The organism is Spirosoma endophyticum (genome assembly GCF_900112365.1).
Classification (GTDB): Bacteria; Bacteroidota; Bacteroidia; order Cytophagales; family Spirosomataceae; genus Spirosoma; species Spirosoma endophyticum.
This window is the reverse complement of record NZ_FOLQ01000002.1, coordinates 637,603-656,950: the sequence shown is the minus strand read 5'-3', so window position 1 is coordinate 656,950 and position 19,348 is coordinate 637,603. Positions and strand designations below refer to the sequence as shown.

Sequence of the window (19,348 nt, the reverse complement as noted above, 5' to 3'; positions counted from 1 at the left end):
AAATCGTGCTTTTCCCGCATCAAAATGATACGGTGCCGGTATTGGTAAATTGAAGTTTTCCTTTCATCGTTACTGATTTAACCTGAGCTGGTTGACCTACCGATACGGTATGGCCATTCGAAATGATTACGTCGTCATTTGCCGTAGGCAGACAGTTACAATTCCACGTAGCCGGACTGGACCAACTCCCATCCTGAACACTGGTAATAACTATAACTTCAGCGACAAGTTGATAAAGTTTACCGTCAGCCAGCGAGAGCACATACAATTCTCCCCCGGCACCTTCGGCGAATGAGACAGGACTTGACCCAACAACCGATGTTGCCTGTAGTATAGTCTGATACGTTCCATTCGCATTTCGCTTCAACGTCCAGTATGTGCCCGTCGCATAGTCACCGTACACATACCAACCTTTCAGGCTGGGATACGCAGAGCCCCGATAGACAAATCCACCGGTTATGGATACCGATTGCCCGCCATTGTTAGTATAGCCTGGATAGTCCAACAAGGACGTATGATACGTTCCATTCGGTGGACAACTCAACGCGTACGGATGACTTCCTTCAAAATAGGGCCATCCATAATTTTGGGGCGCTGGTGTGTTGGCCGCCGTGAAATTTAGCTCTTCCCATCCATCCTGACCTATATCACCTAGCCAGAAATCACCGTTTTGCCGATCAAAACTCCACCGCCAGGGGTTACGCAGACCCAATGCATAGATCTCAGGTCGAGTGCCGTCTGAAGCATTTGCATACGGATTTGTTGCGGGAATGACATACGAATTCCCATTGTTCACATCAATACACAGCATTTTCCCGTGTAAATCCTGCAAATTCTGCGCTAGTTTCTGAGCCAGCGAATCGGTATTGCTGACGGGACCACGGGAACCGGATGATGAATCGCCGGTTGTTAAATAAAAATAACCGTCGGTACCAAAGCCGATCTTTCCGGAGCGGTGCCCACCATTGGGATATGGAATCGTCAGGAATACGAGTTCCATAGCGGGGTCTGCCTGGTCTGGATTCAAAGCTTTTCGCGTATATCGGGCAAAAACCGATGTCATAATACTATTGGAGTAATGGATATAGATATAGCCGTTACTGACATAGTCGGGGTGCAGCGCAATCCCGAAAATACCTTCCCAGGTTGGATCGCGAATTTTATCGCTAATATCTAAAAACGGAGTAGCTTGAACTACCCCGTTTCGAACCAGTTGAATTTTACCATCCGTTTGAGAAACCAGAAATTCAGTGGGGCTAAGCACGACCACATCGCTCGGTCGAGTTAGGCCACTAGCCACTAAGGACAACTGTAGCTTAGGCGTTTGGGCCAATAATTTGGTACTTAGCAAAAGCACAAGAAAATAACGTAGTGGCATAGATAGATACAATCGATGGAGCTGAAAGTCTATCCACAAACATACGCATTAAAAATACGTTAAAACACTGCTTATCAGTGCGAATCCCGCTTTACTTCACTGCCTGAACCACCCTTTAAAAAGTCAAAATCGGCACCTTCGTGGGCTTGCGTTACGTGACGTATGTACAGATTCACATAGCCCCGCGAGTAGCCCAGATCAATCGGTTTGAAGCTCACAATGCGTGCGGCCAGTTCTTCGTCTGATACGTGCAGATGCAGGCTCCGGTTGTGCACGTCGAGTGTGATCAGGTCGCCATTTTGTACCAGCGCCAGATTGCCACCAACGGCCGATTCGGGTGATACGTGCAAAACGACCGTACCGAACCCCGTGCCGCTCATGCGCCCGTCCGAAATACGCACCATGTCATGCACACCCATCGCCAGAATCTTGGCAGGCAGTTGCATATTACCCACTTCGGGCATTCCCGGATAGCCTTTGGGCCCAACATTTTTCAGCACCAGCACGCAGGTTGGGTCAACATCCAGATTCGGATCGTCGATGCGGGCTTTGTAATCGTCGATGTTTTCGAAGACGACCGCCCGGCCCGTATGCTGCATCAGCGCAGGCGACGCAGCCGAGGGTTTTAGCACGGCCCCATGCGGACAGAGATTGCCCCGTAGCACCGCAATGCCTGACTCGGGTTTGAACGGCTGTTCAACGGAGGCAATTACGGCTGGATCATAACATTGAGCCTCAGCGCAGTTCTCTCCGATGGTCTGGCCATTGACCGTCATGGCATCGTTATTCAATACGCCACGAAGTTCGCGGATGATGGCGGGAAGCCCCCCCGCGTAAAATAAATCTTCCACAAAATGCTCACCGGACGGTTGCAGGTTCGCCAGCAGCGGAATCTTCGCCGACAACGTATCGAAATCGTCCAGTGACAAATCAATACCCACACGACCGGCAATGGCTGTCAAATGAAGGATAAAATTGGTGGAACCGCCCAACGCGGCATTGACCATTATAGCATTTTCGAACGCCTGACGCGTCAGAATTTTGGACGGTGTCATATTCTCACGGACCAGCTCAACCATCCGAACACCCGTCATATGCGCCAGCACTTTCCGGCGCGAATCGGCGGCTGGAATGGTGGCATTATCCGGCAATGCCAGCCCCAGTGATTCGACCATCGCGGCCATGGTTGAGGCTGTCCCCATCACGGCACAGTGTCCCTGCGAGCGCGCCATGCCGGCTTCGGCAGCCACAAACTCCGACTGGCTCATTTCGCCCATTTTAAAGGCTTCGGCAAATCGCCAGAGGTCGCTTGTCCCGACTTTACGACCCTGAAAACGGCCCGCCAGCATTGGCCCGCCCGACACCACCATCGTCGGAATATCGACGCTACAGGCACCCATCACGAGCGAGGGCGTAGTTTTGTCGCAGCCACACATCAGAATGACGCCGTCAATCGAGTTGCCCCGAATGCTTTCTTCTACGTCCATGCTGGCCAGATTACGAAACAGCATTGCCGTGGGCTTGATCTGGCATTCACCGAGCGACATAACCGGAAATTCGAGCGGGAAACCGCCCGCTTCCCAAACACCACGTTTGATAGCTTCGGCCAGTTCGCGGAAGTGCGCATTGCAGGGCGTCAGTTCCGACCAGGTGTTGCAGATGCCGATAACGGGCTTCCCCTCAAACTCGTGATGGGGGAACCCCTGATTTTTCATCCAGGCGCGATAAATAAAGCCGTCTTTTCCGGTGCGGCCAAACCATTCTCGGGAGCGTAATGGCATTTTGTAAGCAGATTAGCAGTAGTCAGTAAAGGCAAAGAAGATTAAATTTTTACTTCTGGCCAATCCATTTTCCGCCTTTTAAGTTTATTACCTACCCTATTCTTAACGTACTACGTCATGAAAACGAGTGTTTATCAGACACTTATCCTATTGCTGATAACCGCGACGCTGGCTTCTGCACAAAGCCGATTCGCGCTGTCCATAACAGGTGGTCCCGTGGTCAATCATGCCAGTATGATGTCGACTATTTTACTGCCCGACCAAAATGGACAACTAACATCGACTACGTTTGATAGCCGGTCGACAACGTATGGGCATGTACTTGGTTTGTCAGCGCACTATTCATTTACACCCAACTGGTCGATCTCAACGGGCTTTTGGTATAACCGATTAAGTACGAATGGGACAAATCCGTTTAACTCGACACCTTCACCCACGCGAATTATCGGACAGGCTGTTCAGGTGCCCCTTTTCGTAAACTACCGGCCAGGCCGCAAGCGCTTGTCGCCTTACTTTTCAGCCGGTACCCTGGCCAACTTTCCTCAGTCAACAATTTATCGGGATCAATCAAATACTGGGCAGAGCGATCTGAAAGTAACCTTCAGTAAAAAAATTACGTTTCAGGCGGCAGTCGGCGCGGGCGTTGCGTATACGTTCAATAACCATCTGTCATTAACCGCGCAACCTATGCTGATCTGGCGCTTCAAACCGGCAGGTGACTATGAACGCTACGTAGCGTATCAGGTGAACGGGCAACTTCAGGTGATGTACTCGTTCTGAAGTAGTTCTTGCTATTTCTTATCGGAATGGCCCAGATCTTTTTCAGGATTCACTACGTCCCGAACGAGCTGTTTCAGTTCTTTTATGTCCGGAAATCGCCCCGCCACTTTCCGGTCGAAGATGACCTGCTCGTCAACTTTTACAGAAAACCGGCCGCTGAATTCAGACGGATGCAGCAGCACGCCATGAACATCATCGGTGAACGTAGTAAGCACTTCCTGCGCCATCCAGGCCGACCGTAACAGCCAGCCACATTTCGGGCAATATTCTATGGTGATTGTGGGTTTCATGGATTTGGCTTAAAAAAATCATTACCAGATGACCGAGCGGTCTATGTGGGCAAGGCTGGCTCTACCCGTCAGGGCCATCGTCAGTTCGAGTTCATTTCTAAGGATTTCCATCACTTTTGCTACGCCTTCTGCCCCTGCGGATGCCAGGCCGAAACAAACGGGTTTGCCCACCAGCACGGCACTGGCTCCTAAGGCAATGGCTTTCACGACATCGGTGCCCCGTCGGATACCGCCATCCATCAGCACGGGGATTCGCCGGTCTATTTTTTCGGCAATACGGGGCAGGGCTTCGATGGTAGCAGGAACGGTATCTAAATTTCGTCCGCCATGGTTAGAGACAATGATACCCGATACGCCAGCCTGAACGGCTTTTTCGGCATCGTCGGGATTTAAGATTCCTTTCAGCAGCACCGGCGTTTTGGCGAACGATTGCAGCCACTCGATGTCTTTCCAGGTAAGAGGCTTTTGTTCGAGTAACGAGCCGGGCATGTGCGGTGTCTGCATGTCATCCGGCAACGTGAAATTAGCGCGTTGCTGCCGATTGCGGACACCCGTTACGGCGGTGTCGACGGTGACGCACAGGACGCGATAACCGTGTGCCTCGGCTTCCTGAACAATGTCTTTGGTAAATTCACGGTCATCCCGAACGTAAAGCTGAAACCACAGGGGTTGCGTAGCGGCTTCTGCTATGTCGCTAAGCGGGGTTGTCGTAAATGAACTGACCACATAAACGGCCGAAGCAGCCCCTGCGCCACGGGCTGTGGCCAGTTCCCCTTCGGGATGCATAAGTTTGTGGTAAGCGGTCGGCGCAATGAGAATGGGATACGGCAGTTCGTGGCCAAACAGCGTAACGCGGGTATCGAGCTGGCTAACATCGGAGAGTACGGTTGGCTTAAGCTTTATGGCATCCAGTGCCTCCCGGTTCCATCGGAGTGTCCATTCATCAGCGGCCCCGCTGGCGACGTACTCATAGGCCATTGTCGTCATTTTCCGCTCGGCCATTTTTTCAAGGTCGAACAGGTTAAGCATTCCCGACAAATCGACTTGGTCACCCGATTTCAAACCGTCTTTATACATATTGAACAGTATTCAGATAACGACAAAAAAAACGTCTGATCGTTACACCAGCCGAATGCCCTTTTCTTCCAGCACAATCTTTCGCTCGCGGTATAACGTACCAATGGCTTTCTTGAACGTCTTTTTGCTCATTTCCAGCGTTTTGTAGATTTCTTCGGGCGGGCTGTTGTCCGTCAAGGGGAGAAACCCGTTTTCTGATTTAAGTGTCGCCAGAATGCGCCGGGCATTTGGTTCGACATTCTCGAAACCAGCTTTCTGTAAACTCACGTCAATAAGACCATCGTCGCGGATGTTCTTGATGTAGCCGATCAGCGGGTCGCCGGGACGTACCGTTCGGAAGATTTCGTTGGCATACACCAGGCCCTTGTAGCGGTTATTGATGATCACGTTCATACCAAGATCGGTGGTTTCGTAGGCCAGTAGTTGCACCTCATCGCCCACGACCAGATCGCGTACGTCGGGGTCAAGAAAGCGACTGATCTTGGTCGATCCCACCAACCGGTTTGTGCTCTTGTCCAGATACATAAACACGACGTACCACTCACCAACTTGCATTGGACGGCTCTGTTCACGATGTGGCACCAGCAGGTCTTTTTCCAACCCCCAGTCCAGAAACGCACCGGCACTGGAAACGGCAACTACTTTCAGGGCAGCAAACTCATCCCGCTGGACGGCGGGCGTTAATGTAGTGGCAATGGGCCGATCTTCGGAATCAGTGTAGACGAATACGTCAATGTCATCGTCGATGGCGAGTGTGTCGGGAACGTATTTGTTAGGCAGCAAAATGTCGTTGCCAAAATCCTGGGTTTTGCGATCCGATAGGTCGCCAAGAAAGAAGCCAACGCTGGTTTCGCGAAGGGCCGTAAGGGTATTAATTCGTCCGATGTCAATCATAAAGTACTAAAAGCTTCCGCGAACGGCACCGCAACAGCGGACCGGCCGGAGCTAGCCGCCTGGCCGAAAGTTATGAATTTTTAGCCGTACCACCCGCTTTGGGGTACGGCTTTGCTGGCTAGCAAAGCCGGAAAAGAGAAACAATCTGGCTTACGCGCCCAATGCTTTTTTTGACGCCTACAGCCTCTTGTACATGAAAAATAGTTTGCTACCGTAAGGATGTGAGTGTCAGTTTGTTTGCAGTCAGATAGGTTTATACGTCGGATGTCATATGAAGAGCTTTCATATATAACATTGATTATCAAGGCACTAATACGCGCACCTTAGTCGTTTTAAACCTAATACCATCCAGAATGAGTTTTGTTAAAGTGTGTTGGAATTTCATTATTGATGGCCGCCGTACGTCCGGCCGTCGCAGTTGCCGCTAAGTTTACTGCCGCTCCGCTCCTCAGCGCATCCTCAATTTTCAATCGTACTCCAGCCAAAATCAACGTAGTGGTTCGTCCTGAACTACCTCAGTCGGGAGTTACTCAGGCTGATGCAACAGCCTCCCAGGTGACGCATGCGATGATGCCCCTGGCCGCCAATGCGCCCGATCTTCCGCTGCTCGATGTTGATTTCTGTGGCGAATGCCTGCCGCTCGACCAAACCGACGTAGTTGATCGCTGGAAGCACGTTTTTACGCTGTTCCGCCCCCACATCAGCGACCTTGGCAACCTTCGTCAGCGGGCCGAAGCCTTTTTCCCGATCATTGATCCCATTCTGGATAAATACGACATCCCGGACGATTTCCGCTACGTACCCCTGGCCGAAAGTGCCCTGCGTCCGAAAGCCATTTCGCGGGCTGGAGCGGCTGGTTACTGGCAACTGATGCCCGGCACAGCCCGTGCGCTTGGTCTGAAGGTGAGCAAACGCACGGACGAACGCTTCAATGTTCAAAAAGCCACCGAAGCCGCCTGTCGCTACATCCGAACTTTGTACAACCAGTTGGGTTCGTGGTCATTAGTCGCAGCGGCTTACAATGCCGGACCGGGGTACATGAAAAATCAGTTTAAGCGGCAAGACCATCGCGATTACTACAGCATGCGTTTACCCCGCGAAACCCGCTATTATCTCTATCGGGTGCTACTCTACAAAGAAGTAATGTCGCGCCCGGATGATTATTCATCGTTTCTATTGCCAGCTCCCGCCGAGCAAACAGCATTTCGGCTGTGGCCAGCGAATCCCTGGTACAGGGTGGCCTAGTTTTAGCTTACCAAAATAAATAGCCGGACGAGGGTGCTCCCCATTTCGCCCGGCTATTTGTTTTCCGGTTTATCAGCCAGTATGGGGGTCAAAAGCTATTTAGATTAGGCTACTTTTGTCAAATTAAAACCCCAGCCTCACAAATCAGTTAATAGGGTACAGCTGACTAACTGATCGGCACTCTTTCCAGTAGTTGAATGCAATCTGACGCGACTAAACCTACAAACGAGGCCTCTGGCAGACCCGTCGTTACCCGAGGGGTTGACCGATTTTTTCTGGCGCTGGCCGATGTGGCCTCTTTTATTGGTCGTTTCTTTCGGGAAGCCCTCCTGCCTCCCTACGAATTCAAAGAAATTGTGAGGCAATGCTACGAGGTCGGTTTCCGGTCGCTGTTGCTGATTTCCACAACGGGTTTCATTACGGGCATTGTATTCACGAATCAGTCGCGCCCGTCGCTGGCTGACTTCGGGGCTACGTCCTGGCTACCATCGCTGATTGCTATCGCTATTGTGCGGGCTCTGGGACCGCTTGTAACCGCCCTGATAGCCGCCGGGAAAGTGGGGTCAAGCATCGGGGCCGAATTAGGGTCAATGAACGTAACGGAACAGATCGACGCGATGGAAGTATCCGGCACCGACCCGTTCAAGTTTCTGGTTGTCAGCCGGGTAATCGCTACGTCGATCACCATTCCCTTATTGACGATGTACACCATTTTTGTAGCCTTGATTGGGGCCTACATCAACGTCAGTCAGAATGAGCAGACCAGTTTTACGTCTTATATACAGGAAGTATTTGGTGCTATTACGTACCTGGATATTTTTGCATCCATCCTTAAATCAATCGTGTTTGGCTTTACCATCGGTATGGTCGGCTGCTACAAAGGCTACCATTCATCGAAAGGAACCGAAGGCGTTGGGAAGGCGGCCAACTCATCTGTGGTAACGGCGATGTTCCTGGTATTTATCGAAGAATTACTCTCCCTCCAGATTGTCGGCGCAATCCGGGGAAGTTGAAACTAGAATGAGTAAACGAACGAAAGACCGCGCTGGCGTTCCAGTGAAAGTGCAAACAAAACCCGCCAGCCGCTCTTTTACTCCGCACCGGCGGCCCGGTTTCGCTTTTTAACTATGGCAGACGAGAAAACAGAAACAGTTATCAGCATCAAAGGACTGAAAAAATCCTTTGGTAGTCTGCACGTACTACGGGGCGTTGACCTGGAAGTAAAACGGGGCGAAAACGTGGCCGTTCTGGGCAGGTCAGGTACGGGGAAGTCGGTGTTGATAAAAATAATGGTCGGTCTGCTCAAGCCAGATGCCGGACGTGTCATTATCCTCGGGGAGGATGTTGAGACGTTGCAGGGTAAAGAGCTGGATGAGTTTCGCCAAAAAGTTGGGTTCTCATTTCAAAGCAGTGCCTTATACGACAGCATGAGCATTCGGGAGAATCTGGAGTTTCCACTGGTTCGGAACGTTCGGAATCTGAGCCGCGACGACATCAACAAAGCGGTTGAAAAAGCGCTGGCCGACGTTGGTCTGTCGCAGACAATCAACCAGATGCCCTCTGAACTGTCGGGTGGGCAACGAAAACGTATTGGTATTGCCCGGACGCTGATTCTGAAACCAGAGATTATGCTCTACGATGAACCAACGGCTGGTCTGGACCCGATTACCAGTATCGAAATTAATAACCTGATCAATGATGTGCGCGAACGATTAGGAGCAACGTCCATTATCATCACCCATGATCTGACCTGTGCCAAAACCACCGGTGATCGTGTAGCCATGCTGCTTGACGGTAAGTTCGAGCGGGTTGGTACGTTCGATGAGGTCTTTGCCGATCCCGACGAGCGCATCCAACAATTTTATAATTACAAATTCGTGAATTAAACAGAATAAGTTGTCAATAGTTAGTCAAGAGTCGGTAGCAGTATCTCAGATGATAGCTGCTTACTAATATTAACTAGCCAGACAACGACCGCACGGGCGGCCCCGTATCAACTAACGACTCCTGATTATTGACTACTTATGAGTACCGAATCAACTAGACGCTCCGTTATCGTCGGCATTTTTGTTCTGGCGGGAATTCTGATTTTCGTAGCCGGGGTGTTTGTGCTGGGGGGGCAGCAGAAACGCTTTACCAAGAGCATCAAACTTATCGCCGTTTTCAAGGATGTAGGAGGACTTAAAGCAGGAAATAACGTCTGGTTTTCAGGCGTTAAGATTGGCACCGTGAAGCGGATCAGTTTCTTTGGCAATGCGCAGGTAGAAGTAGATTTGAGCGTTGAACAGAGTTCGCAACAATATATTCGAAAAGATGCCAGTGCCAGTATCGGCTCCGATGGGTTGATTGGGAACAAAATCGTTGTGATTGCAGGCGGCACTACCAGTCACCCCGAAGTGGATGATGGCGACCGGCTTAAGACGTCCGAAGCCCTGAGTTCAGATCAGATCATGGCAACGCTTCAGGAAAACAACAACAATTTGCTACGTGTCACCAACGACTTTAAAGAACTGGTTGGCAATCTCAAACGTGGGAAAGGAACGGTGGGCGCTGTACTGACTGATTCGATGGTGGCCGAAAACTTTAAAAAGGCAATGAAGAACCTGGAACGTGCCTCGGATAATACCACAAAAATAACGGGTTCGGTATCGCAGTTTGCCGCCAGATTAAATACCAAAGGCACCTTGGCCAACGAGTTAGTTACGGACACTACCGTGTTCCGACGTCTGAGCCGTTCAGCGGCCCAGCTCGAAAATACAGCCAGTTCGGCGAGTCAGACCGTTGGCAATATGAACAAAGCGTCTGAAACACTCACCAAAACTTCCGAAAATCTTAATAAGGCATCCGAGAAACTCAATAACACGAATAGTCCGCTGGGCGTGTTACTTACCGATCAGGAAACCGCCAAAAATTTACGTACGACAATCAATAACCTGAGCCAGGGTAGTGCGTTGCTCAATCAGGATTTAAAAGCGGCTCAAAGTAATTTTCTGCTACGTGGTTTCTTCAAGAAACAAAACAAAGCAGCCGCGAAGGCAACAGCAGATAGTATCGCAGCTGCGAAACCGTAGAACATAAAAGTATTTTTTCATTCTCACTGGGTTAAAACCTAGTGCAGTTTATTATCTCCATTGCATTGCGCCGGGTTTTAACCCGGCGTTTTCTTTATCAGTCATTCTGCACCGTACTGGCTCCGCTTACCCGCTGTTGCACAGTAGGTTTACCCCGATAACGGATGTTGCTGGCGCCACTGGCATCAACAACCAGAGCGGATGCTACGTTAACATTCGCGTTGCTGGCCCCTGAAGCGTCAAGACCCACATTATCAACCAGATAACCGAAAGCCTGTAAAAGTGACGCCCCTGATAAATCAGCCGACAAGGCCGTTCCCTGTCCACTTAAACGCAATACGGATGCGCCCGATAGCTTCACATTCGTTCCTGTAGCCTGCCCGGTAAATTGACATTCGGAAGCGCCCGACAACGTAACGTCCAGCGTGTTCAGGTTCGAAAACCCGGTTATGGTAGACCGACTGGCTCCCGAAAAATCTACGCTCCGCAGGGTCGGCATGGTAATCGTGAATGAAGTTTGATATTCCCGACGCCGGGCAACCCGGTATTGCGCCATGAGCGTACCATTTCGCGTATATACCTGTAAGTCATTCAGATTCCGTCGGTCGCCTTCAACCGTAACACCATACGTAGTGCCCTGTTGCACCGTAATAATGAAGGCACTGCCCATATCGATCCGGTCGAAGTCAGTGAAAGCGTAGGTTTGCTGATCACCCTGATAGGGTCCTGCATCCTCCCGTTTCAGCGAGCATCCCGCCAGGTTGAGCAGTACGATAAGAAGGCCAACCGTGTAAAAAAGAGTAGATTTCCGTTGCGTAATTTTGGTTGTGTTCATGTCTGTGTACGTTGTTTCTCAGTCATGACAACCGTTTTGGCAAGTACCCCTATTGGAAGAACGATTTTTTATATCATTTTTCAGGGCTCAACAGGCAGCGAGCCCAATGCTACAAATTTCCGTAACGCAGGCCGATATGAAAGCCAATCCACCCCCAGTGGCGAGCATTGCTGAAGGAATCCGTACGATCGGAAAAGAGCGGGATTGCGGGTTGAATGAGCGGGCGATCAGTGCCATCGCTGCTAAAGTACCAGTTAACGGAGGGGCCGAACGCCAGCGCCATATGCCGACTGAGTTTGGTTTCAACCAGTGTGCTCAGCCGAATTTGACTGTTCCACTCATCAGTGAATGGCTTATTGAAATTAAACAGATGGTGATACGTCCCTTCCAGCGTGAACAGTGTTTTTGGCGATAGCACAAAGGCCGTTCCAAGTCCATAGCCAGCGCTCATGCCAGGGCTACCTTCGCGCTCAAAACTATAGCCCGCCGTCAGGATATTATAGAGACGTCGCACACCCGTACGTACGGTCACGTTGAGCAGATTAACCTCATCAGAGCCGACCTCAAACCGTTGAAAACCGCCTTTTCTTACGTAGCTGATCAAGCCGATGGGTACATTTCCGGCCGAGTCGGCGATGTTGATCAGACCGATCTGATGGCCACCCGATACGTGTCTAGCCCGGTTAAGGATACCGCTGATCTGCCAGCCTTTGACATCGCGCTGCGCATAATTGACTAGCCCCGCCAGTTGGACACCTTTAACGGACTGCCCTGCCGTATTGATGAGGCCGCCTATCTGTACCCCGTCCACAGCCTGATTCGTATAGTTGACCAAGCCAGCGATTTGTGCCCCATCCAGCGACTGCCCAATGGTATTAACCAACCCACCGACCTGCACGCCCTGCACATCCTGATTTACATAGTTGATGAGGCCACCAACCTGTACGCCATTGACCTTTCCACCAATGATGTTCGCCAGCCCGCCCGCCTGTACGCCCCGCACATCGGCCCGAACGAGGTTCATTAACCCACCGATTTCAAACGCCCGTACGCCAAACGAATAACCGACCAGTGCATTCACCGAAATACGATTACTGATCCGTCCGCTCAGGCGAAGGTTGGTGCCAATGAACGGCAAAAACGACACCTGCCAATCGCGGTAGAGTGTATCCCGGTTGAGGTTCACATCGTGAATCGCCTGCTGCGCCGACACAAACAAACGCGTGATGCCATCCCGCCCTTTATCAAGAATGGATATGGGCCGTTGCTGCGGAGTCGAATCAGCAGGCAGCGTTGGCATTTCGACGGCAACCGTAGCCAGTCCTCCCACCGGTTGAAGCGTATCTTCCGTAACCCGAATGGGCGGCAGGGCTTGTACCGTCGATGTGTTGAGTGGCTGGGGTGTCATTCGGATGCTCAGCGAATGAGGAAGCCGGGACCGAATAATGACCGTCTCGCCCAGATAATCCCGCTTGCGAACGTCTAAACGAACCGAAGGCAGATTCGTCGGGAGCCGAAGCCGATAGTACCCAAATGGATTGCTAACGGTAGACGCCAACGTTGTTCTCTCGAAAATACTGGCCTGAGCAATCCGCTCACCTGTTTGCTCATCCAGAATATAGCCGTCGAGCAAGAAGTTCTTAGGCGCAGTCTCAGGCCGTTCGGCACGTAGCAGAATAATGTGGTTTCCCCGCGATTTAAACGTCACCCGATTCTGGAATACCCGATTCAATACATCGCGAACGGGAACATTGGTGAGTCGGATCGTTACGAGCGCGTTGCCCTCAAGGATCGTTGCGCTATATGAAAAGTCGAAACGTCCGGCATTACTAATTTGACGGAGCGCATTTTCGACCTTCTCGTTTCGAATATCGACTGAAATCAACCGGTCGAGCGGGGGCGTTGACTGAGCCAGCAGTTGACCGATTGTGAAGAAGCAAACCAGACTAACTAAATAACGCATGATACTCATGGCAGATGGTTTTCCTCTGAGACAGCCATCTGCCCGTTTCCCCCTATTCACTGACAACCAGCTCCCTCCAAAATTACCTGTTTCCCTTCGTGTCGGACATGCAAACCAAGCGTTTCGGCCGTAACTGCCAACACCGTTTCCAGGGATGTTTTGTTGAAACGGGTGGTCAGGCGGCAATTGCCAAGCTGGGTGTTTGCCAGCCGGACATCCGCATTATAAACCTGATTAATGGCCTGTACAACGTCACGCAGCGGTTCTTTGTCAAATACCAACTGGCCGGTTTTGTAGGCAAAGGCATTCTGAGACAGGAGCATTGCCCGACAGATCGTATCGACTGAAGCCTCGAAGGTTGCCTGCTGATTCTTGGTCAGCAAAACAGCTTTTTTACCGCCTGAAAACCGAACTTTCCCCGTCTGAACAGCCACACTCACATTCGCATCATAAGCCCGAACGCTAAACGATGTGCCCAATACCTGTACCACATTTTTGCGCGCCTGAATCCGGAACGGACGCGTAGCATCGGGCGTTACGTCGAAAAAAGCCTCACCGGTTAAGGCAACTTCCCGTCGTTCGTCGGCAAAGGTGGCGGGGTAACGTAGCGTCGAGTGGCGATTCAGTAAAATTCGGGTTCCATCAGGTAGTATCTTGCTGATCTTCTGCTCATTTGTCGTGAGCGTTACCATATTCCGGTCCGGATGATCCTTGCTCATAAACTGAAGCCGGAAGGTTAACCAACCCATACCCGCCACCAGGACCAGAAAAGCGGCCAACCGCCACAGCGGTTGATACTCACCTACCCGACGATCATTACGTTGAACCGGCAGTGGTTTGATAACAGGTTCCGATTTGGTAACCGGTTTCCGATCAACCGTTTTTATTTTCTGCTGTACCTTTCGCCAGGCAGCATTCGTATCAACCGTTGATGCGCCGGAAGACGTAGCAGATGGCTCTCCAGCCGCTTCCCAGATACGTTCAAATTTCTCAAAATCATCGTGGCCAGGCTCCGACGCACCGGGACGACTGGCAAGCCACTGCCGCACCCGCGCCGTTTCGGCCGGATCGGTTTCGCCCGCCAGAAACTTGCCCAGCAGGGCGTCATCTATGGATTGTTGGTCGGCCATTGTTCAGGAGTAACTTAGCAGCCACATGACTAAAATAGGTAAATAATCGCTCAATTCAGTACGTAAAATGCGAAGGGCCTTACCAATCTGATTCTCAACCGTTTTGATAGAAATCCCTAATTGGTCCGCAATTTCCTGGTATTTCAATTCGTCAAATCGACTCAGCGTAAACGCCAGCCGACACTGTTCAGGTAATTTCTGAATGGCACGTTGTAGTCGGTCAGAAAGTTCATCGCCAATCAGCGTCTGCACCGGCGACTCCGCCGTATCATGGCCAACGTAACGAATATGTTCCCGATGCTCCTCGCGAACTGCTACGTGTTTTATTCGGTTCAGACAACGATTATGCACCGCCCGATAAAGGTATGATTTTAAGGACGTCGTAATAAATATCCCGTCTCGCTTTTCCCAGAGAACCAGAAACATACCCTGTACTTCCTCCTCAGCCTCATCGGGGTCAGCTAGTAATTGTAGGGCATAGCGGCACAAGGACGCATAATATTGTCGGAATACGGACTCAAACGCCTGTTCATTGCCATGTCGGATGGCCGCCAGTATGTCCTGCTCAATCGGTGGCACTGCAATAGATTGGTGGATGATAGGAGGTTATAAAGCTATCATTTTTGGCTGAAGACACGCTTGGTCAGCTCTATGACACTTATCCATCGGTATACCCCTACGCAGCTCTGAAATAAATTTATCAGTGAGTAAATTTCCATTCAGGGCTGGTCTAAAAACAAGCTTGTCCACAGAGGCACGGAGAACACAGAGAATACATTTTTAAACTCTGTGTTCTCCGTGCCTCTGTGGACAATAATCCTATTTACTGTTTTCGCTTGCCTTTGACGAGTAACAACGAAGACCTAGCTACAACGCCAGATGACTCGACCGAACCGGTTCGCCGTAGAAAATGGTTGCCTGCCGGTCGAAGTCGTCGGTTGAGTCGGTGGTTAGAAACGAACGTTGGCCATGTTTGCTGCATTGCGCATCAATTTCAGGATGGCGACTCAGGTAATCAACCAAACTATCCGCCACGATGCCCCCCTGACTCAAAATCGTTATATTTGGGGGGGCGGCCTCCCGAATTTTGTCGAGCAACAGTGGGTAATGTGTGCAAGCCAGCAATAACGTATCAATTTCCGGCGATTGAGCCATCAGGCGGTTTACGTGCTGCTCAACAAAGTAGTCAGCACCGGGATTCGCATATTCACCGTTTTCGACCAGGGGCACCCACATAGGGCACGCTTCCTGGAAGACGGCCAGGTCAGGAAAAAACTTCTCTATTTCAACCACATACGACTCCGACGTAACAGTTCCCCGCGTCGCCAGAATACCCACATAACCCGTTTTCGAATAATTCCCGATCACTTCGGTCGTGGGCCGGATAACGCCCAGCACCCGACGATCCGGACCATCCAGTCCGGGTGCCAGAGTCGGCAGGTCCAGTTGCTGAATGTTACGTAGTGCTTTGGCAGAAGCCGTGTTGCAGGCCAGAATAACGAGTCGGCAACCCGCTTCGAACAAGTGCTGGACACATTCCCGTGTGTAGTGATAAACCGTGTCGAAGGAGCGGGTGCCGTAGGGCGTCCGGGCATTATCGCCCAGATACACGTAATCGTATTGCGGGAGTTTACGGACAATATCGCGCAGGATAGTCAGGCCACCGTAGCCTGAATCGAAGACGCCAATGGGCTGAGTCATGCCCAAATGTACGGTAGATAGCTTGTTGACACCAAAAATTTGAGAAACCAAAACAATCACTTACTATTAACATCAAAAACAACCTGAACAGTCCTATCTTCACCATTTAACCACTACGTATCCGTCGTTTCCTCTATCCGCATGTCAGGCTTACGCCCCTGCGCTTTTTTGGCGCTATTTATTTTTGGCTTTTATTCGACAGTCATCTGTCAGCAACGGTCAGTTTTTCACGGCGAAGTAGAAGCTGGCAGTATTCTCTCATCGGAGTCAGTCACGCCGTTCTGGCTACGTACCAACCAATACGGTATCGTTCCCAATCAGGCACCGGCTGGTCTTTTTCAGGCTGCCTTCTGGAAATCCTATGCGCAACCGGACTCCACCCATACACAAAAATTCAGTTGGGGATTTACTCTGAATCCGGTGCTAACGTACGACAGGAATGACAAACTAAAGGTACTGTTGCCGGAAGCCCAGCTTAAAATCAGATTCAAAGCCATCGAGCTTTACATTGGCCGACGACGAGAGGTAATAGGTTTAGGGGACACTACGTTATCGTCTGGTTTTTATGCTGTTTCTGGAAATTCGCTGCCTATTCCCAAACTACAGATTGGCACAGTAGGCTATGCACCCCTTCATTTTACAAAAGATTTTCTAGCGGTCAACGCGGGTTTTGCGCACGGCTGGTTTAATGTGCCCTATCTTCAGGATGTTCGTCTTCATCAGAAATACCTGTACCTGCGCTTCGGCAAACCAGCTTCGTCGTTTAAATTCTACGCGGGCGTCAATCATCAGGTTCAATGGGCTGGTCATGCTGACTACTTAAAACAACGACCCGACATCGCCGACGCGAATGGCTATTTCCCATCCGACTGGAGTTTTTATAAATACGTTGTGTTTTCTTACACACCTAAGGACTGGGGCAACGTAGCGGGCTACACCGATTTTGACAGTTACCGCGTCGGAAATAGCGTTGGGAGTATTGATTTCGGAGCTGAGTTCACGACAGCAGGTCATAAATTTATGGCCTATTATCAGCATGCCTACGAGGACGTATCGGGCATTGTATTTTTAAATATGCCGGATGGGCTCTGGGGATTGAGTTGCGCCTTTACACCCGAACAACCGGCAGCTTTCCGCGTAACCCGCTTAAATGTTGAGTTTCTGACGACTAAAAACCAGACCGCGCCTACGTTTAACATTCCAGGCAGTAGTTACCAGGGGGGCGACAATTATTACAATCATAGCCAGTACACCGAAGGCTGGTCGTATTTCGGACGAACAATCGGCACCCCTTTCATTGCGCCCGGTCAGGATTTCGACAAGAAATTCCCCTTGCCCAACGAGCAATACTTCCCTAACAATCGCGTGAATATGTGGTACGTCGGCTTACAAGCGGTGTATCGAAAATCAACATTTCTAGTTCGCACTTCGTACAGCAAAAATTACGGAACCTTCCGGGATCCATCCACAAGCACAGACTACCCATCTCAATTTTCGGGGTTAATTTCGGCTCAAATTCCGATTTCGCGCTGGAGTAATATGGCCCTTGTAACCAAATTATCGGTAGATAACGGCGACTTGTACAGCAATGCCGTTGGGGGCTATATTGGATTGAGAATGAGCTGGTGATAAGAGGTACCGGGTTAAAACTCGGTGTAATTGACAAGACAGATACATTGCGCCGGGTTTCAACCCGGTGTTATTGACCTACTTACCGGCTTTCTTTTTCGCATCGGCCAACAACGCATCAAGCGCGTTTCGATCATACACCTTGCCCCGAAGAACAACCGTGTTAATCGCCTGAGTAGCCGAAATATCAAGCAGTGGATTTCTGTCAAGCAACACAATGTCAGCGCTTTTTCCGGGAGCAATATCACCATATAGCGCCGTCTTTTTCAGGAAAACAGGGCCTGGAATAATCGCCGACTGGAGGGCCTGCAACGGCGTCAAGCCCGCTTTCACGAAATAGCCAAGTTCGTGGTGAAGTCCCAGGCCTGGATACACGTAGGAATTTAGAAAACCAGCATCGATTCCGGCCATAATTGTCACGCCCGATTTTTGCAAAAGAGGCAGCAATGAACTCGATTTTTCATAGACAGCATGGCGGTCAGCAATGGCATTTGCGTCGTCTTTAGCCACCCGGCTCACTCGCCAGGCATAGGTATTTTTCAAGCCTTGCCCGATATATTGCAGATACGTATCGTTCTGGTGATTATCCTGATCCAGATACGCCACTGTGCGACTGATATTTAACGTTGGCACCACGAACGTACCGTTTTTTGCCATTCGTTTATATACCGCCAACGCAGTAGCTTCATCAAAACTTTGCATGACCATGGGCGACGCCAACCGGGCTGTAAGTTGCCCCCTCCTCACCTTGTCGGCAACTTCCTTGTCGCGCGTTGAACCCGCTTTGAGCACGTAGCTCATGTGCTCCACGGAACCCAATCCCGCCGACGACACTTCGTCCATCGTTAGCGCAAATGGTACGTGTCCCGAGGTTTTCATGCTCCGTTTTTTAGCCTCCTGCAGAATATACAGATAAATATCCGGCTTGATGGTGTTGTCCGTGATCTTCACAAAGTCGACTTTCAGCCCTTGCAGCGAATCGAGCATCTTGTCGACTTCGGGGGGTGTACTGACTTCAATATCGCCCACCCAACTTGATTTGTAGCCTTCCAGCTTGGGGCCAGATGTGAATAAAGTAGGACCAGCCAATTCCCCTTTCGCAATTTGATCGCGCCATTGCAACACCGACGTACTTAGGTCGGCAGCGGCATCGCGAATGCCCGTAATGCCGTGAGCGATGTACAGCGGGAACAGGTTTTTATTCTCCTCGATGAGCGTATCGCCACCGCCAAAATGGACGTGCATGTCCCAGAGTCCCGGAATGATAAATTTCCCACTTGCATCTACGACTGTCTTGGCCTGAAAATCCTTGCTCTTTGCTTCATCGAAAACACCCAGAATTTTATTTTCCCTGAACAACAATAATTTTCTTCGGCAGAATTTTCCCCGTTCGAACGTCAATCAGCGAACCCGACTTGATGAGTACATCAACGTTTTGCTTCTGGGCAACAGTGACGTTAAGCGTGGCGACCAGAAGTAATAGAGGAAGAAGGATTCGCATAGTAAAGTTTTAACGATAAAATTTCTGACAAAGAATTGTGACACAAAGAAAAAAAGATGCACAGAGATAATTA

18 protein-coding genes are annotated in these 19,348 nt (G+C 50.5%); 6 read left to right on the top strand and 12 right to left on the bottom strand.

What is annotated here, in order from left to right; genetic code table 11:
- Positions 1-19: 19 nt before the first annotated feature.
- Both BM202_RS07715 and BM202_RS07710 read right to left on the bottom strand, forming a co-directional pair.
- Positions 20-1,378, bottom strand: a complete 1,359-nt coding sequence (locus BM202_RS07715; RefSeq protein ID WP_093824624.1) for a PQQ-dependent sugar dehydrogenase — start codon at positions 1,376-1,378, stop codon at positions 20-22.
- Positions 1,379-1,452: 74 nt separating this feature from the next.
- A complete protein-coding gene (locus BM202_RS07710; protein WP_093824622.1) occupies positions 1,453-3,159 on the bottom strand; it encodes an IlvD/Edd family dehydratase in 1,707 nt (568 codons plus the stop codon).
- A 117-nt stretch (positions 3,160-3,276) separates the two neighbouring features.
- On the opposite strand from BM202_RS07710, the gene BM202_RS07705 reads away from it, so the two are divergent.
- Positions 3,277-3,939 carry an outer membrane beta-barrel protein gene (locus BM202_RS07705; RefSeq protein WP_093824620.1) on the top strand — a complete coding sequence of 221 codons (663 nt, stop codon included), beginning with the start codon at positions 3,277-3,279 and terminating at the stop codon, positions 3,937-3,939.
- Positions 3,940-3,950: 11 nt separating this feature from the next.
- Here the strand turns inward: BM202_RS07705 and BM202_RS07700 are convergent, their stop codons facing one another.
- The 3 genes from BM202_RS07700 to BM202_RS07690 are packed head-to-tail and all read right to left on the bottom strand — an operon-like array spanning position 3,951 to position 6,200.
- Positions 3,951-4,229: an Rdx family protein gene (locus BM202_RS07700; RefSeq protein WP_093824618.1), complete on the bottom strand. Its 279-nt coding sequence runs from the start codon at positions 4,227-4,229 to the stop codon at positions 3,951-3,953.
- A gap of 21 nt (positions 4,230-4,250) precedes the next feature.
- Complete coding sequence (locus tag BM202_RS07695; protein WP_093824616.1) at positions 4,251-5,306, bottom strand: alpha-hydroxy acid oxidase; 1,056 nt, start codon at positions 5,304-5,306, stop codon at positions 4,251-4,253.
- A 42-nt stretch (positions 5,307-5,348) separates the two neighbouring features.
- The gene (locus BM202_RS07690; protein WP_093824613.1) at positions 5,349-6,200 is read right to left on the bottom strand and encodes a CvfB family protein; all 852 of its coding nucleotides are present in this window, start codon (positions 6,198-6,200) and stop codon (positions 5,349-5,351) included.
- A 390-nt stretch (positions 6,201-6,590) separates the two neighbouring features.
- On the opposite strand from BM202_RS07690, the gene BM202_RS07685 reads away from it, so the two are divergent.
- The 4 genes from BM202_RS07685 (at position 6,591) to BM202_RS07670 (ending at position 10,516) form a co-directional block, all read left to right on the top strand.
- A complete protein-coding gene (locus BM202_RS07685) occupies positions 6,591-7,445 on the top strand; it encodes a lytic transglycosylase domain-containing protein (RefSeq protein ID WP_093824612.1) in 855 nt (284 codons plus the stop codon).
- A gap of 197 nt (positions 7,446-7,642) precedes the next feature.
- Positions 7,643-8,458: an MlaE family ABC transporter permease gene (locus BM202_RS07680; RefSeq protein WP_093824610.1), complete on the top strand. Its 816-nt coding sequence runs from the start codon at positions 7,643-7,645 to the stop codon at positions 8,456-8,458.
- 114 nt (positions 8,459-8,572) lie between these two features.
- Positions 8,573-9,331 (top strand): ABC transporter ATP-binding protein, encoded by a 759-nt coding sequence (locus BM202_RS07675; protein ID WP_093824608.1) that lies wholly within the window; start codon positions 8,573-8,575, stop codon positions 9,329-9,331.
- Positions 9,332-9,469: 138 nt separating this feature from the next.
- Positions 9,470-10,516: an MlaD family protein gene (locus BM202_RS07670; protein ID WP_093824606.1), complete on the top strand. Its 1,047-nt coding sequence runs from the start codon at positions 9,470-9,472 to the stop codon at positions 10,514-10,516.
- Positions 10,517-10,613: 97 nt separating this feature from the next.
- Here the strand turns inward: BM202_RS07670 and BM202_RS07665 are convergent, their stop codons facing one another.
- From BM202_RS07665 to murI, 5 genes are all read right to left on the bottom strand, one after another.
- The gene (locus BM202_RS07665; protein WP_093824604.1) at positions 10,614-11,351 is read right to left on the bottom strand and encodes a head GIN domain-containing protein; all 738 of its coding nucleotides are present in this window, start codon (positions 11,349-11,351) and stop codon (positions 10,614-10,616) included.
- Positions 11,352-11,460: 109 nt separating this feature from the next.
- Entirely contained in the window at positions 11,461-13,314 is a 1,854-nt protein-coding gene (locus BM202_RS07660) for an STN domain-containing protein (RefSeq protein ID WP_245776564.1), read from the bottom strand.
- 56 nt (positions 13,315-13,370) lie between these two features.
- Positions 13,371-14,444, bottom strand: coding sequence for a FecR domain-containing protein (locus BM202_RS07655; protein ID WP_093824600.1), 1,074 nt, complete (start codon positions 14,442-14,444; stop codon positions 13,371-13,373).
- 3 nt (positions 14,445-14,447) lie between these two features.
- Complete coding sequence (locus BM202_RS07650; protein WP_093824598.1) at positions 14,448-15,023, bottom strand: RNA polymerase sigma-70 factor; 576 nt, start codon at positions 15,021-15,023, stop codon at positions 14,448-14,450.
- 288 nt (positions 15,024-15,311) lie between these two features.
- A complete protein-coding gene (gene murI / locus BM202_RS07645; RefSeq protein ID WP_093824596.1) occupies positions 15,312-16,145 on the bottom strand; it encodes a glutamate racemase in 834 nt (277 codons plus the stop codon).
- Positions 16,146-16,286: 141 nt separating this feature from the next.
- Between murI and BM202_RS07640 the strand changes: the two genes are divergently transcribed.
- Positions 16,287-17,774 (top strand): capsule assembly Wzi family protein, encoded by a 1,488-nt coding sequence (locus tag BM202_RS07640; RefSeq protein WP_093824594.1) that lies wholly within the window; start codon positions 16,287-16,289, stop codon positions 17,772-17,774.
- A 78-nt stretch (positions 17,775-17,852) separates the two neighbouring features.
- Here BM202_RS07640 and BM202_RS07635 read toward each other — a convergent pair whose 3' ends face one another.
- Together BM202_RS07635 and BM202_RS38145 are read right to left on the bottom strand one after the other, a co-directional pair.
- Positions 17,853-19,133, bottom strand: coding sequence for an amidohydrolase family protein (locus tag BM202_RS07635; protein ID WP_245776563.1), 1,281 nt, complete (start codon positions 19,131-19,133; stop codon positions 17,853-17,855).
- On the bottom strand, positions 19,117-19,275 hold the full coding sequence (locus BM202_RS38145; RefSeq protein ID WP_245776562.1) for a hypothetical protein: 159 nt from the start codon (positions 19,273-19,275) through the stop codon (positions 19,117-19,119). Before BM202_RS38145 ends, BM202_RS07635 begins: the two co-directional genes overlap by 17 nt.
- Between the last annotated feature and the right edge of the window lie 73 nt (positions 19,276-19,348).

Coding starts and splice junctions, on each gene's coding strand:
- BM202_RS07670 (WP_093824606.1), top strand. CDS start 9,470: ATGAGTACCGAATCAACTAGACGCTCCGTTATCGTCGGCATTTTTGTT.
- BM202_RS07710 (WP_093824622.1), bottom strand. CDS start 3,159: ATGCCATTACGCTCCCGAGAATGGTTTGGCCGCACCGGAAAAGACGGC.
- BM202_RS07675 (WP_093824608.1), top strand. CDS start 8,573: ATGGCAGACGAGAAAACAGAAACAGTTATCAGCATCAAAGGACTGAAA.
- BM202_RS07700 (WP_093824618.1), bottom strand. CDS start 4,229: ATGAAACCCACAATCACCATAGAATATTGCCCGAAATGTGGCTGGCTG.
- BM202_RS07665 (WP_093824604.1), bottom strand. CDS start 11,351: ATGAACACAACCAAAATTACGCAACGGAAATCTACTCTTTTTTACACG.
- BM202_RS07695 (WP_093824616.1), bottom strand. CDS start 5,306: ATGTATAAAGACGGTTTGAAATCGGGTGACCAAGTCGATTTGTCGGGA.
- BM202_RS38145 (WP_245776562.1), bottom strand. CDS start 19,275: ATGCGAATCCTTCTTCCTCTATTACTTCTGGTCGCCACGCTTAACGTC.
- BM202_RS07705 (WP_093824620.1), top strand. CDS start 3,277: ATGAAAACGAGTGTTTATCAGACACTTATCCTATTGCTGATAACCGCG.
- murI (WP_093824596.1), bottom strand. CDS start 16,145: ATGACTCAGCCCATTGGCGTCTTCGATTCAGGCTACGGTGGCCTGACT.
- BM202_RS07680 (WP_093824610.1), top strand. CDS start 7,643: ATGCAATCTGACGCGACTAAACCTACAAACGAGGCCTCTGGCAGACCC.
- BM202_RS07685 (WP_093824612.1), top strand. CDS start 6,591: ATGGCCGCCGTACGTCCGGCCGTCGCAGTTGCCGCTAAGTTTACTGCC.
- BM202_RS07690 (WP_093824613.1), bottom strand. CDS start 6,200: ATGATTGACATCGGACGAATTAATACCCTTACGGCCCTTCGCGAAACC.
- BM202_RS07660 (WP_245776564.1), bottom strand. CDS start 13,314: ATGCGTTATTTAGTTAGTCTGGTTTGCTTCTTCACAATCGGTCAACTG.
- BM202_RS07715 (WP_093824624.1), bottom strand. CDS start 1,378: ATGCCACTACGTTATTTTCTTGTGCTTTTGCTAAGTACCAAATTATTG.
- BM202_RS07640 (WP_093824594.1), top strand. CDS start 16,287: ATGTCAGGCTTACGCCCCTGCGCTTTTTTGGCGCTATTTATTTTTGGC.
- BM202_RS07655 (WP_093824600.1), bottom strand. CDS start 14,444: ATGGCCGACCAACAATCCATAGATGACGCCCTGCTGGGCAAGTTTCTG.